Here is a 25,881-nt window from a genome sequence, read left to right as displayed (position 1 = left end):
GTTATACCTCTTGCGTTGCTTTCACAAACTGTTCCATTGTCGCAAGCGCCTTACCAGAGTCAATCATATGTTTCGCCTCTTCAATGCCTTCTGCCAATGTAATATCCTCTTTTGCTAGGTAAATCGCCATGCCAGCGTTGAGAAGAACTGCAGTACGTTTACCACCTTGCTCACCACCGAGAACGCGGCGAGTGATCTCAGCATTCACCGTAGCATCGCCACCTTCAAGCTCGGTTTTATCAGCGTATTCGAAACCATATTCCTTAGGATCGAATTCGTAGCTTGTGAACATCCCATTATTAATTTCGCACACGTACGTTTTGTTAGTAGCCGTAATCTCATCAAGGCCATCGAAGCCGTGTACCACAGCACCGCGTTTAACGCCAAGGTTAGCTAATACACGAGCCAATGGTTCTACTAAGGATTTATCGTAAACGCCCATCAACTCAACCGTAGCACCTGCTGGATTTGCCAAAGGTCCAAGGATGTTAAACACAGTACGAACGCCCAACGCCTTACGTACAGGACCTGCATATTTCATGGCTTGGTGATATACAGGCGCAAACATGAAGCACATATTCGCTTTGTTCAACACCGCCTCGTTTTGCTCGCCGTTAAGCTCTAATTTAGCGCCCAACGCTTCGATTAAGTCAGCAGCACCACATTTACTAGATACACTGCGGTTACCATGTTTTGCTACAGGAATGCCTGCGGCGGAAATGATAAAGCCAGATGTGGTAGAAATATTAAACGTATTCGCTTCGTCGCCGCCAGTACCTACGATTTCCACAACAGTACCGTTATGAGGCACGGAGCCAGCCTTCTCGCGCATAACCTCAGCGAACGCCGTAACCTCATCTACAGTAGGACCTTTTGCGGCAAGGGCGCACAAAAAACCAGCCATAGGAACCTCGGGTACATCACCACTCATAATTTTGTTCATTGTATCTTTAGCAAGGTCGTAAGATAAATCCTGACCATGCGTTACTGCATATAATGCGTCTTTAATCATTTTATATCTCCTTACTTGTTGTTCATTTTACTTCGGTTCAACGATAATAGGGCATATACCTGCGTTAATGCTACATGTGATTCACGTGGACCTATGCCCTCCACTGGCCGGGTCTGACTACGGCCTGTGGCCTTCGCAGGGCCAAAGTCGGGCCTAGAACCCCGTGAACTCACATAAACACCATGACATTTAATCTTTTATATGCCCTGCTCCCCATCACACGCGCAATAAAATGAACAACAATTCAATATCTTTCAAATGATCCTGCGCATTATATGGAGTAATGCACAGGTCATTTCTTTATTAGGGGTGGGAATGGTGGTGCTTTGCACCACCTTTTCCTATATTAGGAGTTCTGATTCGCAGATTTCTTAAAAAAAATATAACTACAGTTCACAATATGTATTGTAGAGGGGCTATTAAGTAGGTACTACCAAAGTTGAGTTGGCAGGAAATAAGGTCTTAAGGAGCGACTTGGCGGCCCCACGTAGTGGGGTGGGTGGCCATCGGAGTTCCGAGAGACCTTATTTCTGCCTTACCGTACTAGTAACTAATAATAGCTCCTCGAATACAAAACAGTGGTTATTTTTCTAAGAAATTGCGAATCATTTGTTCCCCGTCCGGTGTCATGATGGATTCCGGATGGAATTGCACTCCATAAATCGGGTAGTCTTTGTGTTCCACGCTCATTACTTCGCCGTCGTCGGTAATGGATGTGACGATGAGTTCGCTTGGCATGGTTTCGTCGATAATCGCCAAAGAGTGGTATCTAGCGACTTCGAATTGTTCAGGCAATCCCTTAAGGATTTTGGATGGGTGCACTTGTTTTGCTACACTTTGTTTGCCATGCATCACTTGTTTTGCGTAGGAAACGGTGCCGCCGAATACTTCGCCAATGGCTTGGTGTCCCAGGCATACGCCGAGGATTGGGAATTTCCCTTTGCATTCACGCAATAGCTCTTCGTATACACCCGCATCAGCTGGTCTGCCAGGTCCTGGTGAAAGTATCACATAGTCTGGTTTCAAAGCACGGATTTCTTCAACTGTTAATTCATCGCTGCGGATGACTTTAATATCTGGATCGATAGAGCCTACTAATTGGTATAGATTAAAGGAAAAGCTATCGTAATTATCTATAAGGAGTACCATTATTCTACCTCCTGTGCATCTGTAATTGCGGAAATCATGGATTGGCCTTTGATCAAGGTTTCATTAAACTCGCTTTCAGGAACGCTATCTCGAACGATGCCTGCGCCAGCGCGAACATAGACCTTACCGCCTTTATTCATAGCCATGCGGATGCCGATACATACGTCCATGTTACCAGAGAAATCGATATAACCTACGGCACCGCCGTATACACCACGCGGGCTTTTCTCAAGTTCGTGTAAAATTTCAATGGCACGAATCTTAGGAGCCCCAGATAAGGTGCCTGCCGGCAGTGTAGCACCGATAGCATCGAGTGCATCTTTGCCCTCTTGTATGTCACCTCTTACAGTAGATGTAATATGGATTACATGGGAGAAACGTTGCAACATATGTAACGCCTCTACTTTAACGGAACCGAATTTAGAAATTTTACCTAAATCGTTACGACCAAGGTCAACAAGCATATTATGTTCAGCCAATTCTTTTTCGTCATTGATAAGTTTTTCTTCAATAGCAAGGTCCTCTGCTTCGTTTTTACCGCGGCGCATCGTACCTGCAATTGGGAAGGTGTACATTTTGCCATCTGTCAGTTTCACCAAGGTTTCTGGAGAAGCCCCTGTAAGCTCTACATCGCCACCAGATAGGTAGAACATGTACGGAGATGGGTTCAAGGTACGCAGTACGCGATACGCGTTTAACAAGCTTCCCTCAAACTCCGCTTCGCGGCGGTTAGATACAACACATTGGAAGATATCCCCTTCCTTGATGTAATGCTGCGTCTTTTTGACAACAGCTTCGAACTCGTCCTTTGTGAATTCAGAGGTAAACTCTGTTTTAAGAACGCCTTTGGGCACATCCGCCTCTTTGCCGTTTACAACGAGATCAGCAAGAGTTTTCAATTCAAGCTCAGCCTTGTTGTAGTTGCGTTCTAAATCATTTGTGCTGATGTTAGCAATCAAGTAAATTTTATTTTTGTAATGGTCAAAAGCGATAACCTTATCAAAGAGCATAAGGTCTACATCATTTACCATGGCAGAGTCATCATCTGGCGTTGGGAAATCCAATGTTGGCTCGATGTAGCGAATATATTCACATGCGAAGTACCCTACAAAGCCACCTGTGAAGGTTGGTAACTCTTCTAAGCGAGGACTTTTATATTGGCTCAAAATATTGCGAATTTCTGCGGCAGGATTAGAGCACTCAAAGGTACGTGTCGTACCGTCTTTGATGGTCATTTTATGATTTTTGCAGAATAGCTCAATCTTAGGATCATAGCCCAAGAAGGAATAACGGCCCCAATGATTACTATTATCCGCACTTTCAAGCAAGTACGTATGACTGCTCACTTGTTTTAACGCTTTCAACACGCTAATCGGTGTGCGTACGTCGGATAAAATTTCCATATATACAGGCACGATATCGTAGCCCGGTGCGATAGCTTTCACACGGTCAAAACTAGGAAAAATCATAAGAACCTCCATCTGGCATTTGCCAATAAAAAAACTCGCCCATGACAATATAACGTCAAGGACGAGTTTATAGTTCTATTATTACAATATGATTGTATGTGCTATAAATCGCGGTACCACCTTGTTTGAATGCAATGCATTCCCCTTTCGCAGGATACTAACATATCCCTCACGACTAACGCTCGTGTGACGTCGCACCATACTAGGAATGACTGGAAAGTCCATTCTTTTCCATGCGCCCTCGGTGGTCCATTTAATAAGCTGCGTACTACGGGTTCTCAGCTAATCCCGCTCTCTGTGAGTGCATTTCCTATTTTTATCTCCACCTCATCGGTTTCTTTCAGGCGAGTATAAAATTATAATCTGATTATAATGTTTCTATAGAATGAAAGTCAAGAAGTTTTAATTTCTGATTGTTGTTCTTAGCATGAACTTTGATGATAATGATAGATGTGTCCATAAAATGTCTCCTAACTATATTCTTATGAATTAATAGTACGAATAAATTTATATGAAGCTACCAGTATTAATATTACCTTTATCAAGAATGGTAAACTACTTTGTAACAGCCAAATAACCCCTATAACATATGCAGAAAAAATAAATGTCCATTTTATTTTGCTTCTAGGGATGATATCAATACCTAACAACTTACCATGAAGGCCCAATAGAAAATAAAGATAAACTTTCCATTTCGACTGATAACGTTTATAAGCCTTTTTATAAATAAAATAGTAAATCTTTCGTCGTCTGTATACCGGCCATAATACGGGTATGCAAAAAATATAAGCCGGAAATAAATAACCTAACAACGATAAAGAAAAGGTATAGTTGCTTTTTTCATAAGCTGCAGCAATTGCAACAATCATAAATAGACCTGCACCAATCCATCTCATTCTAAAATCATTTAACAGATTTAAAACGTTCTTCTTCATATATAATCTAACCTATCATTTATGTTTATCTGTAATAATTCCATCCTTTTCATAGATTTGTGTTTTCAATGGTGGTCATAATGCTATAGATTCCGAAGTAGGTGGCCCAAGTGAAGCAACATCATCCATTGGAATAGTCAGATCAGAAATCCTATTACTAAATGAATCTGATTTCTCATCAACCAAACTATAAAAGTCTTCCACACGATTGTATTATGCTATAAAAAAAATCTTTAGCATACACTCTCATATCTCCATATTTTATGTATCATAATGCGTAATAAAAAATGCTATTACTTTCTTTATCATATAACGCAGAGGTTTTATTATACAGCAGATACAATACATATATATTGATGATAGGAACAAACAAGACCACAATCCAAAATATACTACTATTACTATCTTTCAAACGTCTACAGATCATTACAATAATAGTATATATAAGATAAAAGTATAGAGCATATCTCAAAGCATAGTTTTCGATATTATAATTTAATATCATATTGTATATTATAAACGCTAAATATACATTAAACAGATTCCATTGACGAACTGTACTTCGACCATTAGGCCAAAGGCTATCAATTAATATGCTTTTATAAAGATCTGTTAAAAGAGACCTTTTATCTTGGCGACTATAAAAAGAGTTTATAGCTTTAATTTGAGACGTAGTTAAATCATTACGCTCACCCCAGAGTACATCTATAACTATATTACCAAAAATGATTCCCTTAAGTTCAACAGTATTATCTCGTAACCAAAGTTTCCTAGGTACTACAGAAAACAACAACATTGAACACAAAAGACATGGATAGAATAAATCTGGTACATCAACGCCCCATAATATAATATTGTTGGACTCAAAAATAGCTTTTCCATAAGAAAGCTCAAAATGCTTTCCACCCAATAATATCAATAGTAAAAGTACAGTAATTATGATATTTAACCAATTAAATCGCTCTTTTTTATAATATTTCAAGCTAGCATAATTTGTAAAAGCTATAAAAAGAACATAAATAACTGTGCCCACATAATATATAATGTCATAAATTCCTTGAGTATATACTATCTCCGGAAGAGTGGATAAAATAAAGATATTTATTCCTATACCAATAAACACCAATAAGTTTATAGAAAGGTATGTCTGTATATTGATTGTAAATAATTTAATTGTCTTGAAACATTGAACTAATGTTAATAATTCAAGTTTAAATTTTATTAATTCAGAATATAAAAGCTGTCTCATTGCTCTTTATCATATAGTAAGCATCATAATATTTACATTATTTGAAAATATTATACTTCTCCAATATAAAACTCCTGTTCCTTCATTAACGACCAACACCGCTAAGACATTCCATTTAATTATCTATATGCCAAGATTTCTTAAACAAAAGATGATAGCTAACAAAAATATTGATATACGGAATAAAAAGGCCAATCATCCAAAATAGTTGCAATTATATGTATAATCTGTAGACTTCCAAAATAAATATAAGACAAATACTGACTACCTTGAAGTGGAGTCCCTTGAATAATCCCTATCAACACAACGAATATAAGGTAAGCTAAAAATTTACTAACCATTAATCCACACACAGCCCACAAATATGCTAATCTGCCTATGCGTTGATTCACTCGTAACATTTCTATATTTTGTTTAAATAGTGAAAGTTCATTATCTAGCCACATTAAAAATTCTCTCTTCGATCTCATAACAATTTTCTAATCCTCTTTATTCTAATATAAATATATGTATATTAAAATATTAACCTTATGGTCTAAAATATTTATATTGTTTACGCTAAACACTAATAGTATACTGAAATTACATATGTTATCAGCCCCTACTAATTATTTTGTGGAAAAGAGAGCATAAGTTTTTATTTTAATCATCAAACGCTGGATTCAAGATACCATTGAAAATAACAAACTTCTTGACTTAATATTGGGGATGAAGTCAAAAAGATATAAAATTACTAATATTCTAGTACTATAAATTGTACTAAGACTAGTGAAGGAGAGATACTTTGGAAACGTGGAAACGTACGGTATATATATGTGCATTCTGTGTATTCTTTATGTCCCTCGGAATTAGCCATGTGAGCCCTATTCTCCCTCTGTATTTCCATGAAATGGGGTTAACCGATACGGGTTCCATTGCTCAATGGTCTGGTGCCTCTATGGGCATTACATTCTTTATTGTTTGCTTAGCTGCTCCCTTCTGGGGACGATTAGCAGATCGTAAAGGGCGTAAAATCACTCTCATACGCTCAAGCCTTGGTATGGCTATATGTAGTATTTTATTAGGCTTTCAAACCACGCCCGAAGGTGTTTTTCTCATTCGCACCTTGCAAGGGTTAGTGAGTGGCTTCTATTCCGCCTCCGTTACACTCATTGCATCTGAAACACCACAAGATCATACGGGTTGGGCCTTAGGCATTGTGGCAGCCTTTAACCTCGCAGGATCTCTAGCAGGACCTCTCGTTGGTGGCTATCTGAGCGATGTAGTAGGCATACGATATGATTTCTTCATCATAGGGGCCCTCATGCTCTTAGCATTTGGACTAACAGCGATGCTGGTACATGAAAATTATGTACCGAAACCGCTAGAAGAAAAACAATCCTTTAGAAACTTAAAATCCCATTTACCTGAATTTGCTAGCTTAGTCGCCTTATCTGCCACATCCTTCTTATATGCTATTTCAGTTACCGCTATTTCACCGATTATGACGGTCTATGTGAAAGGGATGCTACCTAGAAATGCGGAAAATATTGCCTTCATTTCTGGTGCTGTATTCTCAATTATGGGTGTAGCACAATTCTTGAGTAGCTCTCCACTTGGTAAATTAGTAGATCACATCGGTCCAAGAAAGGTCCTCATTTATTCTATGCTCTACGTAGGGTTACTCAATATTCCTCAGGCCTATGTAGACTCTGTATACGCACTAGGTCTCATCCGCTTTTTACAAGGCTTTGGTCTCGGTGGAATGTTACCCGCACTTAATACCTATTTAGCTTCAAAAACACCAAAGGAGTATACGGGACAAGTATTCTCATACAATCAGTCCTGTTTGTTTATGGGCTATTTCCTAGGCTCCTTTGGAGGTTCCATCGTAGCCGCTCAATTTGGCTTTACCGCCCTCTTCTGGGTATGTAGCCTTACCTTTATCGGTGCTGCCCTATGGGTAGCCTACAAGCTTAAATAATGCAAAAAGAGCTGTCCTTAGAATCAGATTAACGTACTGATTCTGGGACAGCTCTTTTATATTGTTTTGTGAAATGTTATTTGTGAAAGTCTTACAACTTTCACCATCTAGGGGATGATCATTCTACCTATTTGTAGAATAACTAATGTCTCTGGTTAAGTATTAAAGGATACCAAGGATTTCCCACCACGCGTAGCCCACTGTAAGGTTTACGATGAAACACATGATAGCGAAAATACCGCCGATAATCCACCAGTTCTTAACCGTGTTGTAACCTGCACCAAATACGATTGGAGCGGCAGCACCGCCGTAATGAGTCAAGGCACCACCGTAGGAGTTTGTTGCCGCTAGTAACAAGGACAATGCCATTGGGTTTACCCCTGCTACCTTACCAACTGTAAGGAATACTGGAAGCATAGCTACTACGTAGGCACTACCAGAGGCAAACAAGTAACGAACAGCGATACTGATAGCACCGATAATGATAAGCGCCATCATAGGATTGTCGCCAAAGCTGAAGTGTGTACCCATGAAGTCAGCTAGCCATTCAAAGAATTTAACCTTGGATAATGCACTAGACATACCGATGATACCACCAAACCAAATCAATGTATTCCATGCACCTTTAGATTCAAGCATATCTTCCCATTTAATAACACCGAACACAAGGGCTGCTACCATGGCTACGACAGCTACTGCTGTTGCATCGAGGGAGAATTTAATACCAAAACCTTGTGTCAAAATGGAAGGTAATGCCCATCCAAGCAACGCAAGGATAAAAATAACTATAAGAGATTTCTCACGACCAGTCATAGGTCCAAGCTCTTTTAAACCTTCATCAGCAATCGCATGAGAGTTGATATGTTGAATAGATGGTTTATCTAAGTAATATACCAAAGACGGTGTAATGAGAAGCATTACAAGACCCGGTACTACAAGAGCTAATGCCCAAAGGCCCCAGTTGAGATCTACGCCTAAGATTTTATTCATGTAGTCAGCAGCCAATAGGTTTGGCGCCATCGCTGTGGCGAACATCAAACTAGTTACCTTAGTAACCATATATGTGTTAACCATGAGATAAGAACCAGCCTTTTTGGCGCTTTCACCAGGCTCAGAACCCAATGCTTTTGCTACAGAGTTCATAATAGGGAAAACGATACCGCCACAACGTGCCGTGTTGGAAGGTGTTACAGGAGCAATAATAAGATCTAATAAAGCAGTTACATAACCAAGGCGCAATGTAGTATGACCTAAGGATTTAATCAATAGGTATGCAATACGACGGCCAAGGCCTGTTTTTACGAACGCCACACTGAGGGAGAACGCAGAGAATACTAACCATACTGTAGTAGATGCATAACCAGATAGTACATTTTTTGTAGCACTCAAGAAAAGTGCAGAACCTGCAATAGATAATAACAAGATAATTGGTGCTGGCCAAGGTTTAACAACAAGACCAACGATAGCCATCAAATAGAAGCCTAACAGTCGCCAAGCTTCAACGCTCAAACCTTCTGGCGGTGTAATGAACCACATTACCAAAGGAATGGCAAACATAATTGCAATTTTAAGTAGCTTACCCATTCTTACTCTCCTTTAACATAAGCTATACCTTTCATGATCGGCCGAGCTGTTCTAGCGACGCCCGCCTTCTCCACATGCCAACCCTTATCATGAGTTAAACATATTTCGAAATCAAATTTCCCTGATGGATGTGCTAAGGTAACGCGATTCGTTTCTTTAGCACGTTCGCTTACCACCTCGTTTGCCACAGTGCCAGTAATCAGCGCTGCCGTAGCGGTACAAATACCACCTGTAACGGCATAAGCTTTATGCATTACAGCTAGCGCTTTAGTACGAGCTACGATGTCTATACTATTCCCCTCGATAGTTCGACCATCGCTTGCTACGTAGGTTTGTGGTGCGGACACCATGCATACCTTTGGAACTGCAGGACTGGCGGATTTTTTAGATGAGGCTAATCCCATCATCACCGCCGCAGTAGTGCGAATATCTTCAAGTGTATTGAGTAATACACCGCCATCCGTTTCTGTGAAAGCCGGTAATTCTGTACCTTCATAGCCAAGGTCTGTAGCCTTAACAAATACAGCGGGATTCGCTGCATCTACAAGACTAACTTGGACTGTGCGTCCATCAGCCAATGTTATGGTGTCTTGTACATTGCCTGTTGGTAGTAGCTTACCAGTCTTAGAACCACCAGGTTCCAAGAAATATAATGTAATACGAGCACCCGTACCTGGTACGCCATCGATAGCAAAATCGCCATCAATAACAGGTTTACCATCTTGGACTGGTACATGCGCCTCGATAACCTTATTTGTATTTGTGTTAAAGATGCGAACCACGGTTTCTGGTTCTACGGCTTTTACAAAGCCTTCCATAATAGCAAACACCCCTGCACCAGCAGAGATATTGCCGCAGTTACCTTCATAATCTACCACCGCATCCGAGATACCTACATAACCAAAAGTGTAGTCGATATCCGCATCATCGCGGTCCGAAGGTTTTACGATAGCAACCTTGCTCGTCAATGGATCGGCACCGCCGATACCATTAATTTGACGCGCATCGGGCGAACCATATAAGTCTAAAATCATACGGTCTCGTGCTGCAGGCTCAGCTGGAAGCGTATCTTTTAATAGATACGCCCCCTTACTTGTGCCTCCGCGCATATAGGTAACAGGAATTTCTTTATACCAGTTCATAACGTACTCCTTTTATTCACCTATTAAGCTTTGCTATTTGCATAGTAGTTGATGAGACAACCAGCAGCGATAATTTCTTTTTCTTCGTCGCTAAGGTGATCTAAATGTAGTGTGATTTCTGCTTTCTTCACACCACCACTAATCACATACGCTTTATAGTCATCGGAATCTGAAAACAATTGTTCACGCACATTTGGCACATATACATAGTCGCCTACGGTCATTGTTCTGGAGTCTTCCTCACTAGTTACGAACGGCAACATACCCCAGTTTATAACATTACTGCGATAGCGTTTTGTTGCATATTCGATAGCAATGTTAGCACCGCCACCCAAAACGCGTTGGCAGGATGCAGCTTGTTCACGTGCAGAGCCATCGCCTGGGCGATTAGCATAGACCATGCTGGAAACAGCCGTGAATTTAGCCATATCTTCTACAGATTCTGACAAGCCAAGAGCTTGTTTAACCTCTTCATAAGCAGTGACTAACTCTACTGTACATTCACCGTCTTGACGAGATTTTTCCCAATCCCGAACGACCTTTGCACGGCCTACATATTCAGGCACCTTACGGCTCAAGGCAAATTCAGACAACGCATATGGATCAGAACGGAAGGAAGATGTTTCACCAGATGGGATTAATTCATCTGTAGTTGTTACAGGGTCATCGATATAGGCCGCTACTTTGAGCAATACATTTGGTGTCAATTCCTTAATGGACGGCCATGGTTTGATGGATGGACCATAAATGAGTTCCGCATCCTTCTTAGGTTCATTGAAGCCGCTATATACTTTATGTTTATATGGCTTATCATCATAGTGATAAGCTGGCACTGCATCATCGTATTCTACTTCAGTTGCCGCTGTTAAAGCACCCCCATGAATAGCTGTAGCAGCTACGGAGCGCGCATCAAGAAGTGCTACGGAGGAGATTTGACCATTACCAGGCTTAGAACCTTCACGGTTCGGGAAGTTACGTGTCGCATGACGCCCGCTGAGGCCTGTATTATTAGGTGTATCACCTGCACCGAAACATGGGCCACAGAAGGCTGTACGCACGATGGCACCTGCATCCATAAGATCTACGAGAGCGCCATTTTTCATAAGTTCTAAGTAAATTGGTTGGCTAGAAGGGTATACGCTGAACGCAAAACGGCCAGAACCTACACTTTTACCGCGTACGATATTAGCTGCTTGCATGAGGTTTTCATACAAACCACCCGAGCAGCCTACGATGATACCTTGGTCTAAATGCAATTTGCCATCAAAATGCTTTTCAGGCAATTGTAGCGATAAGGATTTATTATCTAATTGCTCAACAGCTTGTCGTTCGATTTCTGCTAATAAATCACGACCACCTTCGTTAATTTCCTTGATAGTATATACATTGCTTGGATGGAATGGCATAGCAATCATGCTTTCCACCTCATCAAGGTTTACTTTTACAAGGCCATCATAGTAAGCTACATCACCAGGGTTTAGCTCTTTGTATGCATCACCACGACCATGGAGTGTTAAGAAGTCTTTTGTAGTATTGTCTGTTCTCCAAATTGTTGTAAGACATGTAGTCTCTGTAGTCATTACATCGATGCCATTACGGAAGTCCATGGACAAGTGTTCAATGCTAGGTCCTACGAATTCCATGACTTTATTTTTTACGAACCCATTTTTGAATACCGCCTTTTCAATAGCAAGGGCCACGTCTTGTGGACCAACGCCATGTTTAGGTTTGCCGTCGAGGTAAATAGCGATAACCTTTGGTCGTTGTACATCATAGGTACGACCAAGCAATTGTTTTACAAGCTCCGGTCCCCCTTCACCAATCGCCATCGTACCAAGCGCACCATAGCGAGTATGGCTATCGGAGCCGAGGATCATCTTGCCACAACCGGCCATAGTTTCACGCATATATTGGTGAATAACGGCAAGATGAGGCGGTACATAGACGCCACCGAATCGTTGTACTGCGGATAGCCCAAATACATGGTCATCTTCATTAATTGTGCCCCCTACAGCAGCCAAACTGTTATGACAGTTAGTCAAAATGTAAGGGATTGGAAATTTATCTAGACCACTGGCAATGGCCGTTTGAATGATACCAACGTATGTAATATCGTGAGATGTTAGGGCATCAAATTTAATGCGTAAATCTTGATCACCTTCATGTTGTTGGTGGTCCATTAAAATACGGTACGCCATCGTTTCCTTGTAGGCGCGCTCTTTATTAAAAACTTCTTGTTGATCAAGAGCAGCACTAGAATCGGCTGGAACGATATCTACACCGTGATATAAAAATACACCATTTGAAATTAACTCAACCATGACTTACTCCTTATGAACCTCATGCATATGTAAACCTTTACAAACACTATACTTTCACGATGATTATTGGTGAAAGTTTCATTCCTCTGATTAGTCCCCAGTCTTTAGTTATATCTAATCTGTATAGCCCTAGCATCCCCTTATCTGTACCAACTCTATGGGATAGAGTACAATAATACATATATAAAGGAGAGTTTATGGACACGAAAGATTGTACAATTTTAAAAACCTTAGCAGAGGAAAATAATATTACCTATGCGGCGCGTCGTTTGTTTATGACGCAACCTGCATTGAGTGAACGGATAAAAAAATTAGAAAAGGAATTCAACTGTCCCATCATCAACCGACAAGCTCGGGGTGTGGAGTTTACCTATCAGGGGCAGCGTCTTGTACGCTACGCCGAAGATTTGCTCAACTCCTATACTACGGTACGTCAAGAGTTGTTAGCGATGGGGACTGAACCACGGGGTACCTTGAACCTAGGATGCTCCAATGTATTCGCCAAGTACCATATTCCTCATATCTTATCGACCTTTAAAGAGGCTTATCCTCATATCGATATCATCATGTATACAGGTCTAAGCTATAAGCTGTATCATGACTTCCTTGAAGGGCGCCTACATGCAGCCATCATCCGCGGTGCCCACACTTGGACAGAGTCAAAGGAACATATTTGGTCTGAACCATTCTGTTTCTTCAATAAAACACCTTGCACAATAGAAGATTTGCCACATTTACCGTATATTCACTATCAAACAGATCCTAATTTACAACAAACTATTGATGATTGGTGGTATTCTCACTACTCACAACCACCAATGCGCACCATCGAGGTGAACGATATCGATACCTGTATGAAGCTCGTCAATCAAGGGCTTGGTTTTACCATTTTAACCAAAAGCTGTGGCAATGATTATCCTACTTTATACAAGGAGACCTTAAAGTCCTTAGATAATCATATTATGACGCGCGACACCTGGATATACACACGTCATAGTGCACTTGAGTCGAAACCAGTGCAGGCATTTTACAGCTTTATGAAAAGCTGGGCCAATACGAGAAACTAAATCTATTCCTTTAATACATATAATATATTATTTTATTGCAATAAGAACAAATTGCTCTTTTCTTTGGTGTCCATAAATTTTACTTATATCTTATTATCTTACAAATGCATCTCAGTAATATAATGTCCGACTATACGGACTATATAGATTATACGGAATGTATAAAATCTATCATAACAAGAAAACCCGTCATGATTACATAAATCATGACGGGTTTGTTTTATAGAGTTTTATAGAGTTTTATACATCTATCTGCTATGAGTGTATCGTAAAAACAAATCATCTTACAAGATAGAATTATAGTAACAAAAGCATAATAACTACAGTCGCGATAATACAAGGCACGGCATTGCGTTTCGCCATTTCCATAGGATTGATTCCTGCAAGTCCTGCGATGATGATACCTGCACCAGCTACAGGGCTCATACTACGACCGATACCAGCACCCAATTGAGCCATGGATCCAAGTTGCATAATGCCATAACCAAAGTCTGCTGCATGAGGTGTGACAGCACCATTAAACGCAAGCGCTGCTGCATTACCAGAACCAGAGATAACAGCCAATAAGAACGGACCAAAGGCTGCCCCGATTTGAGCGATTTGTTGAGAGTTCTTCATACCATCGATGAGCGCATTTGTAAGGCCGATGTGTTGCATCCCTGCGGTAAAGCATGCCGCTGCAGCCATAAGCCCCACTACATCACACATACCATCGCCAGTACCGCGGAAGAACTTCTTAACAGCGTCTGCCACATTAGGACGCACGGCAATGATGCCAATAGCAGTACCGATGAGCATAGATACAGGAACAGAGATTTCTGGAATCACCGCCACTTGTTTACTACCTAATACAAGTAATACAAGAGGAATAATCGGAATGATTGCATAGAAATAATTTACTTTGAATTCTTTACCTTCCTCTACAGTATCGTTTTTCATTACATACCCGGTATGCTCCTTCTTAATGATAGCTACGATGTTAAGCAAAATAGCGGCTACTACGATACCGATAATTGCTTGCATGGAGAAGCTGGCAATAACTGTCATTACGTCTACCCCCGCCAGTTGTGCCACTTGAGGGTTGAACATAAGGCCTGGGCTCAAGGAGCTACCCCATGTACCTAAGAAGATAGCAGAACCAGCCATCGCTGGATGTACTCCAGAACGAATTAAAGCCGGAATCAATAATGCACCTACGGCCGCAGCACAACCTGCCGCTGTAGGCAATGCAATATTAATTAAAAATGTAATAATAACAGCACCAGGAATGATGATTTTCGTCATCTTTTTGAGGCCTGCAGAAATGAAATACACCATATGCTCCGTACATTTTGTATATTCCATAACATAGCTAAAACCTAACACTGTACAGATTGTTGGTACAAGGCCTGGATTTGTAAGTTCTTTCACAAAGGCCGTCGTACCAGCGCCAAGCTGCCCACCAATAAAGCACATCAGTAAGCCCGATAATAATAAAACGAGCCGCGTTTCAAACTGTTTAATAATAGCGATAAACGTCGCTACTACGATAACAATACCTGTAATAACCATAACTCTCCTATCCGTGTACATAAGATGCAAGATAGCTTTATCCCCTCTATAAACGCTTTACACCCAATACACAACTAACAACACTAAATACCATAGTCCTATCTATGTCTTACACCTAATAGGCCTAACAATAGTAAAAGTAATCACTTAATTATATACAGTATAATCATATAACTATACAACTACATAACTACATAACTACATAAAGGAGTATTTTAAACAAGCTTTGTTTCTTCCAAGCTAAGTTTTCTAAGTACCTTATCAAGCACGTCCGCACCCGTTACGATATCATCCATTTCAGCAAATTCTGCAGGATTATGACTGATGCCGTCACGACATGGAATAAAGATCATTCCCGTCGGAACCACTTCCGCCCAATGCATTGCATCGTGACCGGCACCGCTGGGCATGGTCATGTACTCTACACCGACAGACTTAACGGCCTCTTCGATTTCTCGAATCATCGCCGGGTGCATCTCCACCGGTTGGTCCTGTGCAATTGTTTCAATTGTATACGATAATCCCCGTTTTTCGGCAGTAATGTCGATAAATTCCTTAACAAGAGTGACTACAGAATCGCGAGCTGCCTTAGATATGCTGCGAATGTCTACCCCTAGCTTTACAGCTCCAGGAATGACATTCATCGCACCAGGCGTAACCTCTACAACACCAACAGTGCCCACCACGGGTGGTTCCTCTTGCATGGATGCAATCTCCTCGATGCCAAGGATGATTTTTGAGGCCCCACACAGAGCATCATGACGCAAGTTCATCGGCGTAGCGCCACTATGGTCGGCATTGCCCCGAATGGTCACATAGAATCTCTCTGGTGCTGCAATACCAGTCACAATGCCAATCGTTTTCCGTTCGTGCTCCAGCACCTTGCCCTGCTCGATATGAATTTCTGTGAAAGACTTTACAGGTCGTTTATATTTCATTATTTCAATCCCATCAGGGTTTAAATTACGACCTTTCAAGGCTTCATACAAGGAAATTCCTTGTTTATCCACCAATCGGTGTAAGTCTTGTACTGTTAATTCACCGCGCATAGCCTTACTGCCTAGTGTAGCATTCCCAAAGCGACCGGACTCTTCACACATGAAGTCCACTACAGCAATGGTATGATCATGTTCATAGCCATCATCGATCATGCTACGAATTACTTCAATGGCAGATAACACGCCGACCACACCATCGTAATTGCCTCCATTGGGCACGCTATCCGTATGAGAACCCACCATGACAACGGGCAATTCTGGTTTCTTACCACTCTTATAGCCAATGACATTACCAAAATCGTCTATTTCAATGGATAAACCCGCATCAGTCATGCGGTCTATAATATATTGCCGTCCTGCCCAATCTGCATCGGTGAAAGCAAGGCGATTAATGCCCTCACCAGGTGCCGTCAATTGAGCCATAGCCTCAAAATCCTTAACTAAACGCTCTCGTTGAATCATGTAACACCTCATACTCTATTACATCAATTATTGATAAACCCTATGGTGCTAGTCCATAAGGCTTATGTTAAATAGTGAGCAGCAATTGTCCCTAACGCTACGATACCGTTTAGCATATCTTCTTCATCGATGTCAAAAAGCGGATTGTGATGAGGCGCTTTAATAGCAGATCCCACAACCATATAGGTCGCTCTACCGCCGCGATCGATGACACGGTTCAAGAAGTACGCACAATCTTCACTGCCGCCACCGCTGTAATCGAAGGGAACCTCTTTAAAAATCCCAAGGGGCTCCACGATAGCTTGCACTTCACGAGCTAAATCATCGCTGATACGACCTGCAGGGGTTTCTCCTTGTTTTGTGATTTCGAAGGTACAATCGTGCATTTCTGCAGCACCTTTAATAATAGTCTTCGACCGTTCAATCATGTAGTCATTGATTTCTGTCGTAGCACCACGAGTTTCTAATTTAAGAACTGCCACATCAGGTGTCACATTACGACCTGTACCACTTTCAAAAACACCTACATTCATGCGAGAAGCCCCTTGACTATGACGAGCGATGGCTTGTAAGTTAAGAACCGCTGTACAGCCGGCTAGCATTGCATTTTGTGCCTTTTCTGGGGAGCCCCCAGCATGAGCAGAATAACCGTGGAATACCGCATCAAGTTTTGTAGTCGCCAAGAAGCCATGATCGCTACAAGCAAAGCAATTGGATAATTTCTCATTAAACCCAATATGCATGCCGAACATCAAATCTACATCGTCCACTACGCCTGCTTCCGCCATCGCTTTAGCACCGCGCACGCCTTCCTCTGCTGGTTGGAAGATGAGTTTAATAGTGCCTTTGAATTCATCCTTGTGAGCAGCCAAGTATTCAGCAAGACCTAGCCCCATTGTCATATGTGCATCATGACCACAGGCGTGCATCGCCTTATCATGACAAGAACGGAAGCCTTTCTTTGTAGGCACATGGTTATCCTCTTTAGTTTCGATAACATCGTTAGAATCCATGTCTACACGAAATGCTACTACGGGGCCTTCGCCGCCGAATTTCATAGTTGCAACAATGGCCGTTTTACCATAGCCCATCTTTTCTACAAGCTCAGGATTTGCGCCTTCTTTGATGGCACGATCCATAGCGGCTTTCATAACCTCGTCACTAGGTAAGCCCATACGAGAGTCTAAATCGAGTACATCTGCCCCTAATGCCACATCATAGCCCAAGGAGATAAGCCTATCCGCTACCTTCGCAGCAGAGCGATACTCAAGCCAAGCAGGTTCTGGGTACATATGAAAATCTCGACGCATAGCGATTAACGCATCGCGCCGTTGTTGCACAAAATCTTTTACAGACATAACTACCTCCGTAACAAACTAATAATCCTGTATACATTTACTATATGAATAGATAGGTAAATAGTCAACTAAATAGCGCATGTATACAGTATCTAAAATATAATTGTATGTTATAACAAAAAACACATATACCACAAAACGGTTTCTGTGATATATGTGTGCTTATCGGTTTATTCTAATATTGTTTTGTTCAGTTTTGTCAGTACCTCTCGCTTAATAGTGCGTTGTCTATCCCAAGCAATAATAACAACGGTAGAAATAATCATAGCCATACCGATTAGTCCCAATAGACTAAATTCATTTCCTAAAAAAGCCCACCCAAAGAAAGCCGCCGAAATAGGTTCAATAGAGGACAAAATAGATCCTGATACAGCCCCAATTCGTTTAACCCCTTCTAAATAGGCATTAAAAGATACTATCGTACCAAGGAATATAACATTGAAACAACCAATTACAGTCCATACATCCCACGTCGCATAAGAATTTGGTTGATGGAATAATATAGCCGCAACAATACCGCTAATAAGCATTCCGAATCCTACAATAGGCAACGTGCCATATTTGTTGAGTAAATCAACGGGAGAAATGCTATATACGGCTACACCCACAGCAGATAAAAGCCCCCATACGAGAACCATTAAAGGGAAGCTTTCAATAGAAAGGCCATCATCATTGCCCATTAAACAAATAGTCCCCACTAAAGCCAGTATAACAGAAACCATCTCACCCTTGGATGGTCGTTTACCATAGCGTACCAGCAGGTAAATAATAATCATAGACGGCGCCAGATATTGTAATACCGTTGCAATGCCAGCTCCAGCTAAAGCAATGGATCTGAAGTATGTATATTGGCATAATGCCATTCCAAATACACCAAAAACAATGAGTCCTAGCGTATCCCTTACACTATGAAATACATTAAAGATAGAATTTCCAAATCTAAACCATGCATAAATAACAGTTAGTAGACCTGCTGTAATCAATCGCATAGTTACTAGCCATTCCAAATTCATATCTCTAAAATTGCTTAAGAACTGTACGGATGCACCAGATACACCCCATAAAACAGCCCCCAATAAAGTTATAATAACACCAATGACTTCGTATTGTTTCATGCTAGTCACCAAGCAAAGATACGTGAACTTTCACAACCACCTTACGAATTTTGATAGGTTTATCGTTTACAGCAAGCAAGGGCCGATGAACATCAGAGGGGAAGAATACAGTATAGTACCCTTCTAGGCAATGGATTTGCCCTTCATCAATAGCTTCGTTAGGATAAAAATAGCAATCTCGATCTGGATAGGACTCCACAGGTTTAACGAGACCTTTATCTACGAAAAAGCCCATGTTTTCCTCGCCGCTCACCATAAATTGAATATCTACATAATTACGATGCGATTCCGGTTTTGTAGCTTCAAATAGTTTTGTTTCTACATCATCTACGTTAGCATACATCATGTCACCCTCGATGGCATGACGTCCTCCATGCAACGCTTTCAAATCTGTGTTTTTCAAGAAATCCAAAGCGCGCACAATGGCTTTAGGATAGCCCATTTTTGTATAATCTGCGGTAATACTAGAGAAAAACATACACAATCCTTTCACAATATCTATGGATATGGCACCACAATAAACCAATTATATTACCTTTTATGTTAGCACATATATACATAAAGAACTAGCTATTCTCTTATGTAAAAGCCCTCCATACGCTACATATATGGAGGGCCTCAGTAAAATACTATTCAAATTTATGACTTACGTCAATTATTACACTATGAAATTGTTACAGTATTAAATTGTTACATTATGCAATTGTCTATTCAGTTGTAGTGATTCAAACTGTATTAGATACAGCATGTGGCCATTACCTTATTCTTGGGTTTTATGAGCAGCGATAATTTCTTCCGCTTGCTTATGTGGAACCTCTTCATAGGTATAGAACTGACGGTTAAATACACCTTGTCCTTGTGTAATGGAGCGTAATGCAGTCACATAATCGGACATTTCAGCCAATGGTACTTGTGCTTTAACAACAGAAATACCGGTTCTTTCACTTTGTTCCATGCCTAACACACGACCTCGACGGCTATTCAAATCACCCATGATGTCACCCATGAAAGCATCTGGTGCAAACACGTTGACTTCATAGATTGGTTCTAATAGGACTGGTTTCGCCTTAGGAATCACATCCTTGATCGCCTGTGACGTAGCTACTTTAAATGCTAACTCTGAGGAGTCTACGCTGTGGTAAGATCCATCCAAGAGTGTCACTTGCACGCCAATCATAGGATATCCTGCAATTAGGCCTTTATCTAGGGTTTCTTTGGCACCCTTTTCCACTGCTGGTATGTATTGTTTAGGTACAGCACCACCAAAAATTTTGTCTACGAATGCAAATTCGCTACCATCATATAATGGATCCACTTGAATCTTAACGTGACCATATTGACCATGACCGCCACTTTGTTTCTTATACTTAGACTCAGTTTCAGCAGAGCCTTTAATGGTTTCGCGGTATGGAATATATGGAGCCACAAGTTTAGCTTGTACGCCGTATTTACGGTCCATTTTGTTGAGAATATGCTCGAGATGTACCTCGCCCATACAATCGATTTGTAATTGGCGAGCTTCAGCATTTTTCACTACTACACAAGTAGGATCTTCTTCTGCCACTTTAAGAACAGCACTAGCTAATTTTTCCTCCTCACCTTTTTTCACTGGCTCCATAGCCACAGTGTATAGAGGTTGAGGAAAACGGATAGCATCGTATGTCACTTTAAAGTCAGGAGCCGTTAATGTATCACCGGTCTTAGCATTGGCCAATTTCGGTATCACTACGATATCACCAGCTTTTGCAGCAGATACAGGGATTTGTTGCTTCCCGATAAGGGTAACCATCTTGCCCCATTTTTCTTCTACACCTTGGTTTACATCATAAAGGCGATCGCCTTCTTTCAGTTCACCAGAGAAGATACGTACAAAGCTTTGTTTGCCTGCGAATGGGTCTAACAATGTTTTAAATACGAATGCAGTTAATGGTTTATCTACATGTACAACACATTGTTCGCCGGTTTCCGCATCAGTTGCGGTCATCACTTTTTTAGTTGCATCCGGCATGTAACGAATCATACGATCCAATACTTGATCTAAGCCAATACGAGATGTGGCACTGCCACACATGATTGGGCACACACGGCCACTAATCATCCCTTCACGCAAGCCTTGGCGGATTTCCTCTAAGGATAATTCTTCGCCTTCTAAATATTTTTCCAACAACTCATCGCTACCTTCAGCCGCGGCTTCTACGGTCATTTCCCGAATTTCTTGAGCCTTTTCGATAAGGTGAGCTGGTACAGCGACCTCTGTTGGTTGGCCGTCCTTATAAGTAAACGCAGTCATTTTTGCTACGTCTACAACGCCTTCAAAATCGGCGCCTTCACCGATAGGAATCTGCAATGGCATGATGCCTTTGCCAAATAATTCCCGCATTCTTTCAATAGTGCCAAAAAAATCAGCACCATCGACATCCATTTTATTGATAAATGCCATACGAGGCATTTGTAATTCAACTGCATAATCCCATGCGCGAACTGTGTCAGTTTCTACACCAGATGTGGAGGATAGCACCATCAACATGCCATCACAAGCACGCAAAGCGGCACGAACTTCGCCATGGAATTCGTTATAGCCTGGAGTGTCTATGAAGTTAACCTTATGGTCATGCCACTCACATGGCGCCATGCCCAATTGAATAGTTACATTACGTTTAATTTCTTCCGGTTCAAAGTCCATAATATGTTTATTATCTTGACCTTTACCTACGAAATCAACCGCACCAGAAGTTAACAACAAGGATTCAACAAGAGCTGTTTTACCCGCACCATCGTGGGAAACAACAGCAACGTTTCTAATTTTATCACTACTGTACTCTTTCATTGGAATCGCCTCCTTACTGGCAAATTACGGCTTTGCTATACTATTTCGACATTCCTTTGTGAAAGTCCTCTTTTCCAATTAAAATAAATTTATCTATCATGATGAAATTTTATATACACTTAATTTTGATGAACCTATATATAGTTAAAAAGGGATACCTATGCTCACTTGCTCCTCGTTCCTGATGTTACTACGCAAGCACAGGTATCCTTTTTTAGCATAAATTAATTATATACAAACAAAAGAGCGGCCTCTCATCCGCTCTTTTTTAGAGGTTGTCAATAACATAATAGTATTACTTTAAGTATTTATTAAAATCAATTTTAGTTAAAACATCTTCAATTGCTCTATGGAATGCACGATCATAACTACCACTAGTTTTCCCTACACTAGAGTAGTCCTCATCCATAACATAATCATTTTCTTGAGCGTCATAAATCACTATATTTGTCATAATTGTCATATTTTTACGAAGCCCAGTCCAAAAATTTACCTTTTCTTCTGCAGATGTCACACGAGTACTTGCTACAATAACATACCGAGTCCCTTCTTTATCCGCTAAAGCTTTCAAATCCTTACTTCGTAAAATCGCACCATTATCTTGATCACGTTGATTATCATTAACATCATTATCGCGAATATATACCTTCAAATCTTTTTGTGCTTTTGCAAATTCAACTGGTTCTTTATTTGCATTATTAAGCTTCTCTTTGAACTTATCATATAATTCATTTATTATTTCTAATGGTTTTCCTACATAATGGGGATCCAATTGTATAAATAATGCAATAGGTTCTTTCGGTTGCACATTAAGTTGAATTGGCTCTGCACTTGTACTACTACTCCCTAACACAAAAGCCGCTACTACCATCATGATAAAAGATAAAATACGTTTCATTTGACTCTCCTTATAAAACAACCTCTATACATTTATCATTATACATTCATGATTATAAAATGAAAAGCGATAAAAAAAGACGGTCTGTACTTGTGCAGCGACATTAGGAACGAGGAGCAAGAAAGTATAGACCGTCTTTTTTAATTAAGTTGTCGTTATGTAACGGGGCCCCATCTATATATAGGCAATACTAGTGGTAAATATATAATTCACTAAAAGATATAGGTAAATCATAGAATACTAAAATTTCCCCGTTCGTTTACCGTAGTGTTTAGAATCCCCATTTTGTTTCCAACCTACTGTATCACCGATGGACATTACGCGGCGCGTCAAGCAGTCTTTGCATTGTTCTGCATTGTCGTCCACACATGGTTTATTATCATATAGCAAATATTTTGCACGGTGTTCAGGGATAGTAATGATAGGCATTAGGATATTCGCCCCAGCCGCTAAACCTTTTTCACGGCCTAGTTTATCTAATGCTTGTAAGGCAGTAGTTGCCGCAATGTTTACGTCTTTCAAGAATAAACGAGTTAAGGCAATCATCTTAAGCCCTAGTTGAACGCGGCGTAATTTACCTGCTTCATCATCAATGCCCATTGCCAAAGCTTCTTGGCCTAGAGGCGTATCATGATGCACCACATAAGGGCCCATGCCGATCATGTCGATATCCATATCGCGATAGAACAAGATATCATTTACGAGATCATCTTCGGTTTGCCCAGGTAGACCAATCATAACACCTGTGCCAACTTGGAAGCCCACGCGGCGCAAACGACGTAAGCATTCTACGCGCGTCTCAAAGGAGTGCAGTTCATCACGAGGATGAATCTTATGATATAAATCTGTATTGGTTGTTTCAATGCGTAATAAATAACGACTCGCACCGGCTTCACGCATGCGGCGGTACGCCTCTTCGCTTTGTTCTCCTACGCACATCGTAATACCAAGAGAACCATCGCCAATGGCTTTAATGTCGCGAATTAAATCCACAACATAGTCCACAAAGGCATCATCACAGCGTTCACCAGATTGGAGTGTAATGGAACCATATTCATGATCGTATGCCCACTGTGCCATCTTGATGATATCTTCGCGATTCATATCAAAGCGTTCCGTCTTATCATTTTCACGGCGGATACCGCAATAATTACAATTTTTAATGCATCGGTTTGAGAACTCGATGAGACCCCGATAGTATGCTACAGGCTTTACGTATTTTGCCTTCACTTCGTAGGCCTTTTTATATATCAACTGCAACTGTTCTTCATCAGTTACAGACATGAGAAATCGCAATTCCTCCTCTGTCAGCCATTCATCGCCGACGAGGTCTTTTGCAAGAATGTCTTGCACTTGCAAACAATCACTTCCTTTCGTAACGAACCGTCATCGATTCGCTTGGTATGGTAATGGATTCAATGTCAGAGACACAGATAAATCCATTGATTTCGTGGGGCAATTCTCGCACATGTTTCACTTGTCGAGTTAAACATTCATGAGCCATCACACCGCGGCTCATTTTGGAGGACGTACTCATCTGCTTAAACGTATCGCCACGTAATTCCCAAAATTCAACGGTTACCACCTTTGGATGGTTCACCATTTTTGCATATTCTTTAGATGCTAGGTTTAAAATCCAATCTTCCTTGTGAAAGTATACATCCACCGCATCACGCCATGTATCGTATAGATTAATGCCCACCTTATCGACCATATCGAGTCGATAGTCGCGCACCCCCATATTAGGTTCAACGACGCCGTACAATGCAGACAACACAACGAGATGGCTTTCACCAAAGGCCTTGGCTTCGTCAGATAAATTCGACCAGTCCAAATATTTGAAAGCAATGCCATCATAACTTTCACAGGCACGACCTACGGGATGAGCCTCAAAGGACTGATAAAAATCAAAAAGAGCCTGTGCCTTATCAGCCTTTAGCTTTAGCGCTTTTCCAAGAGTTACTACATCAAGGGATTGTACATGTGTTACAATTTCTTTCGTGATGTTCGGCTGAAATTGGCCGTCTTGAACTACATGAGGTACTGCTTCAGCGTTGCTAGCAACATCGGCAATCGTTTTTGTCTTACTAGGAGAGAGGACGATTTTCATGAGATAATTCCGCCTTAATAGATTCCTCTGTCAAATTGTCGATCAATTCAGGGTTCCACAACATGAGAGGCACCGCCACTACGTGGCTTGCTTTCAATTCTTTACATAATTTAATGCATTCTTTGAGATAATTAGAATCTTCATCTACAAGATCGCATACGATAACCACGTGACGACCTTTAAGATTTACACCTTCGTAATCGATGCTTTCAGCAGATACTGTAAGCATGCCTGTTTCCAAGCGGCCTTCGCTCATATCGTTCAAACGAGACATCAATACATGCTCAAGCATAGTAGATACAGGTGTCACTACACGGCCAATGCCGATAAGAGCCTCAGGTTGTGCATGAACGATAACTGTTTTCTTCCGTTTATCTGTTCTGAACTCAATAAGGGCTTTTTCTAAAGCACCAAAAAATACGAATAACTGCCAAGGATCAAAAGAGCCTGTTTGGAACATATCGATAACAGAACCATCCTCATCCATATTGAGGCGCGTTAATAACTCTTCAGCAATATCGTTAATCACAACACTAAAATCAGATTGTATTGTCTCTTGTACGTTGATTTCCTTTGCCATTAGGGCCTCCTAGTTTTCCATATATCACACTGCTGAGTGATACTCTCAACAGATATTATATTATTCTTAAAAATATTATTCTTAAAAATAT

20 protein-coding genes are annotated in these 25,881 nt (G+C 40.9%); 2 read left to right on the top strand and 18 right to left on the bottom strand.

Annotation, left to right across the window (positions count from 1 at the left end; genetic code table 11):
* Position 1: 1 nt before the first annotated feature.
* The 5 genes from trpD to HMPREF1865_RS04315 all read right to left on the bottom strand — a co-directional run bounded on the left by trpD (position 2) and on the right by HMPREF1865_RS04315 (position 5,814).
* A complete protein-coding gene (gene trpD / locus HMPREF1865_RS04335) occupies positions 2-1,012 on the bottom strand; it encodes an anthranilate phosphoribosyltransferase (RefSeq protein ID WP_060919313.1) in 1,011 nt (336 codons plus the stop codon).
* A 582-nt stretch (positions 1,013-1,594) separates the two neighbouring features.
* Positions 1,595-2,161, bottom strand: a complete 567-nt coding sequence (locus HMPREF1865_RS04330; protein WP_060919312.1) for an anthranilate synthase component II — start codon at positions 2,159-2,161, stop codon at positions 1,595-1,597.
* Positions 2,161-3,630 carry an anthranilate synthase component I family protein gene (locus HMPREF1865_RS04325; protein ID WP_060919311.1) on the bottom strand — a complete coding sequence of 490 codons (1,470 nt, stop codon included), beginning with the start codon at positions 3,628-3,630 and terminating at the stop codon, positions 2,161-2,163. The genes HMPREF1865_RS04330 and HMPREF1865_RS04325 overlap by 1 nt, the downstream gene beginning before the upstream one ends.
* Positions 3,631-4,112: 482 nt before the next feature.
* The gene (locus tag HMPREF1865_RS04320; protein ID WP_060919310.1) at positions 4,113-4,565 is read right to left on the bottom strand and encodes a hypothetical protein; all 453 of its coding nucleotides are present in this window, start codon (positions 4,563-4,565) and stop codon (positions 4,113-4,115) included.
* Between the two features lie 268 nt (positions 4,566-4,833).
* Positions 4,834-5,814 carry a DUF805 domain-containing protein gene (locus HMPREF1865_RS04315; RefSeq protein WP_060919309.1) on the bottom strand — a complete coding sequence of 327 codons (981 nt, stop codon included), beginning with the start codon at positions 5,812-5,814 and terminating at the stop codon, positions 4,834-4,836.
* Between the two features lie 784 nt (positions 5,815-6,598).
* Here HMPREF1865_RS04315 and HMPREF1865_RS04305 point away from each other — a divergent pair.
* A complete protein-coding gene (locus HMPREF1865_RS04305) occupies positions 6,599-7,777 on the top strand; it encodes an MFS transporter (RefSeq protein WP_060919307.1) in 1,179 nt (392 codons plus the stop codon).
* Positions 7,778-7,939: 162 nt separating this feature from the next.
* Here the strand turns inward: HMPREF1865_RS04305 and HMPREF1865_RS04300 are convergent, their stop codons facing one another.
* The 3 genes from HMPREF1865_RS04300 to HMPREF1865_RS04290 are packed head-to-tail and all read right to left on the bottom strand — an operon-like array spanning position 7,940 to position 12,824.
* Positions 7,940-9,361, bottom strand: coding sequence for an anion permease (locus HMPREF1865_RS04300; RefSeq protein ID WP_060919306.1), 1,422 nt, complete (start codon positions 9,359-9,361; stop codon positions 7,940-7,942).
* A 2-nt stretch (positions 9,362-9,363) separates the two neighbouring features.
* Positions 9,364-10,503: a 2-methylaconitate cis-trans isomerase PrpF family protein gene (locus tag HMPREF1865_RS04295; protein ID WP_060919305.1), complete on the bottom strand. Its 1,140-nt coding sequence runs from the start codon at positions 10,501-10,503 to the stop codon at positions 9,364-9,366.
* 23 nt (positions 10,504-10,526) lie between these two features.
* Positions 10,527-12,824 carry a hydratase gene (locus HMPREF1865_RS04290; RefSeq protein WP_060919304.1) on the bottom strand — a complete coding sequence of 766 codons (2,298 nt, stop codon included), beginning with the start codon at positions 12,822-12,824 and terminating at the stop codon, positions 10,527-10,529.
* Between the two features lie 197 nt (positions 12,825-13,021).
* On the opposite strand from HMPREF1865_RS04290, the gene HMPREF1865_RS04285 reads away from it, so the two are divergent.
* Entirely contained in the window at positions 13,022-13,891 is an 870-nt protein-coding gene (locus tag HMPREF1865_RS04285; RefSeq protein WP_060919303.1) for a LysR family transcriptional regulator, read from the top strand.
* A gap of 297 nt (positions 13,892-14,188) precedes the next feature.
* On the opposite strand, the gene dcuC is transcribed toward HMPREF1865_RS04285, so the two are convergent.
* The 10 genes from dcuC to HMPREF1865_RS04235 all read right to left on the bottom strand — a co-directional run bounded on the left by dcuC (position 14,189) and on the right by HMPREF1865_RS04235 (position 25,790).
* Positions 14,189-15,442, bottom strand: coding sequence for a C4-dicarboxylate transporter DcuC (gene dcuC / locus HMPREF1865_RS04280; protein WP_060919302.1), 1,254 nt, complete (start codon positions 15,440-15,442; stop codon positions 14,189-14,191).
* A 215-nt stretch (positions 15,443-15,657) separates the two neighbouring features.
* A complete protein-coding gene (locus HMPREF1865_RS04275; RefSeq protein ID WP_060919301.1) occupies positions 15,658-16,902 on the bottom strand; it encodes a M20 family metallo-hydrolase in 1,245 nt (414 codons plus the stop codon).
* 62 nt (positions 16,903-16,964) lie between these two features.
* Entirely contained in the window at positions 16,965-18,260 is a 1,296-nt protein-coding gene (locus HMPREF1865_RS04270; RefSeq protein ID WP_060919300.1) for an amidohydrolase, read from the bottom strand.
* A gap of 170 nt (positions 18,261-18,430) precedes the next feature.
* Positions 18,431-19,375, bottom strand: a complete 945-nt coding sequence (locus tag HMPREF1865_RS04265; protein ID WP_060919299.1) for a DMT family transporter — start codon at positions 19,373-19,375, stop codon at positions 18,431-18,433.
* A gap of 1 nt (position 19,376) precedes the next feature.
* A complete protein-coding gene (locus HMPREF1865_RS04260) occupies positions 19,377-19,853 on the bottom strand; it encodes a NanQ anomerase/TabA/YiaL family protein (protein ID WP_060919298.1) in 477 nt (158 codons plus the stop codon).
* A 282-nt stretch (positions 19,854-20,135) separates the two neighbouring features.
* The gene (gene fusA / locus HMPREF1865_RS04255; protein ID WP_008603194.1) at positions 20,136-22,202 is read right to left on the bottom strand and encodes an elongation factor G; all 2,067 of its coding nucleotides are present in this window, start codon (positions 22,200-22,202) and stop codon (positions 20,136-20,138) included.
* 295 nt (positions 22,203-22,497) lie between these two features.
* Complete coding sequence (locus HMPREF1865_RS04250) at positions 22,498-23,100, bottom strand: hypothetical protein (protein WP_060919297.1); 603 nt, start codon at positions 23,098-23,100, stop codon at positions 22,498-22,500.
* 240 nt (positions 23,101-23,340) lie between these two features.
* The gene (gene hydE / locus HMPREF1865_RS04245; RefSeq protein ID WP_004697827.1) at positions 23,341-24,459 is read right to left on the bottom strand and encodes a [FeFe] hydrogenase H-cluster radical SAM maturase HydE; all 1,119 of its coding nucleotides are present in this window, start codon (positions 24,457-24,459) and stop codon (positions 23,341-23,343) included.
* A 4-nt stretch (positions 24,460-24,463) separates the two neighbouring features.
* Entirely contained in the window at positions 24,464-25,210 is a 747-nt protein-coding gene (locus HMPREF1865_RS04240) for a YaaA family protein (protein WP_060919296.1), read from the bottom strand.
* Complete coding sequence (locus HMPREF1865_RS04235) at positions 25,188-25,790, bottom strand: hypothetical protein (protein WP_060919295.1); 603 nt, start codon at positions 25,788-25,790, stop codon at positions 25,188-25,190. The genes HMPREF1865_RS04240 and HMPREF1865_RS04235 overlap by 23 nt, the downstream gene beginning before the upstream one ends.
* Positions 25,791-25,881 lie beyond the last annotated feature (91 nt).

This window comes from Veillonella parvula (genome assembly GCF_001553335.1).
Taxonomy (GTDB): Bacteria; Bacillota; Negativicutes; order Veillonellales; family Veillonellaceae; genus Veillonella; species Veillonella parvula_S.
The sequence above is the reverse complement of the archived record's forward strand: the minus strand, read 5'-3'. Positions and strand labels throughout refer to the sequence as shown.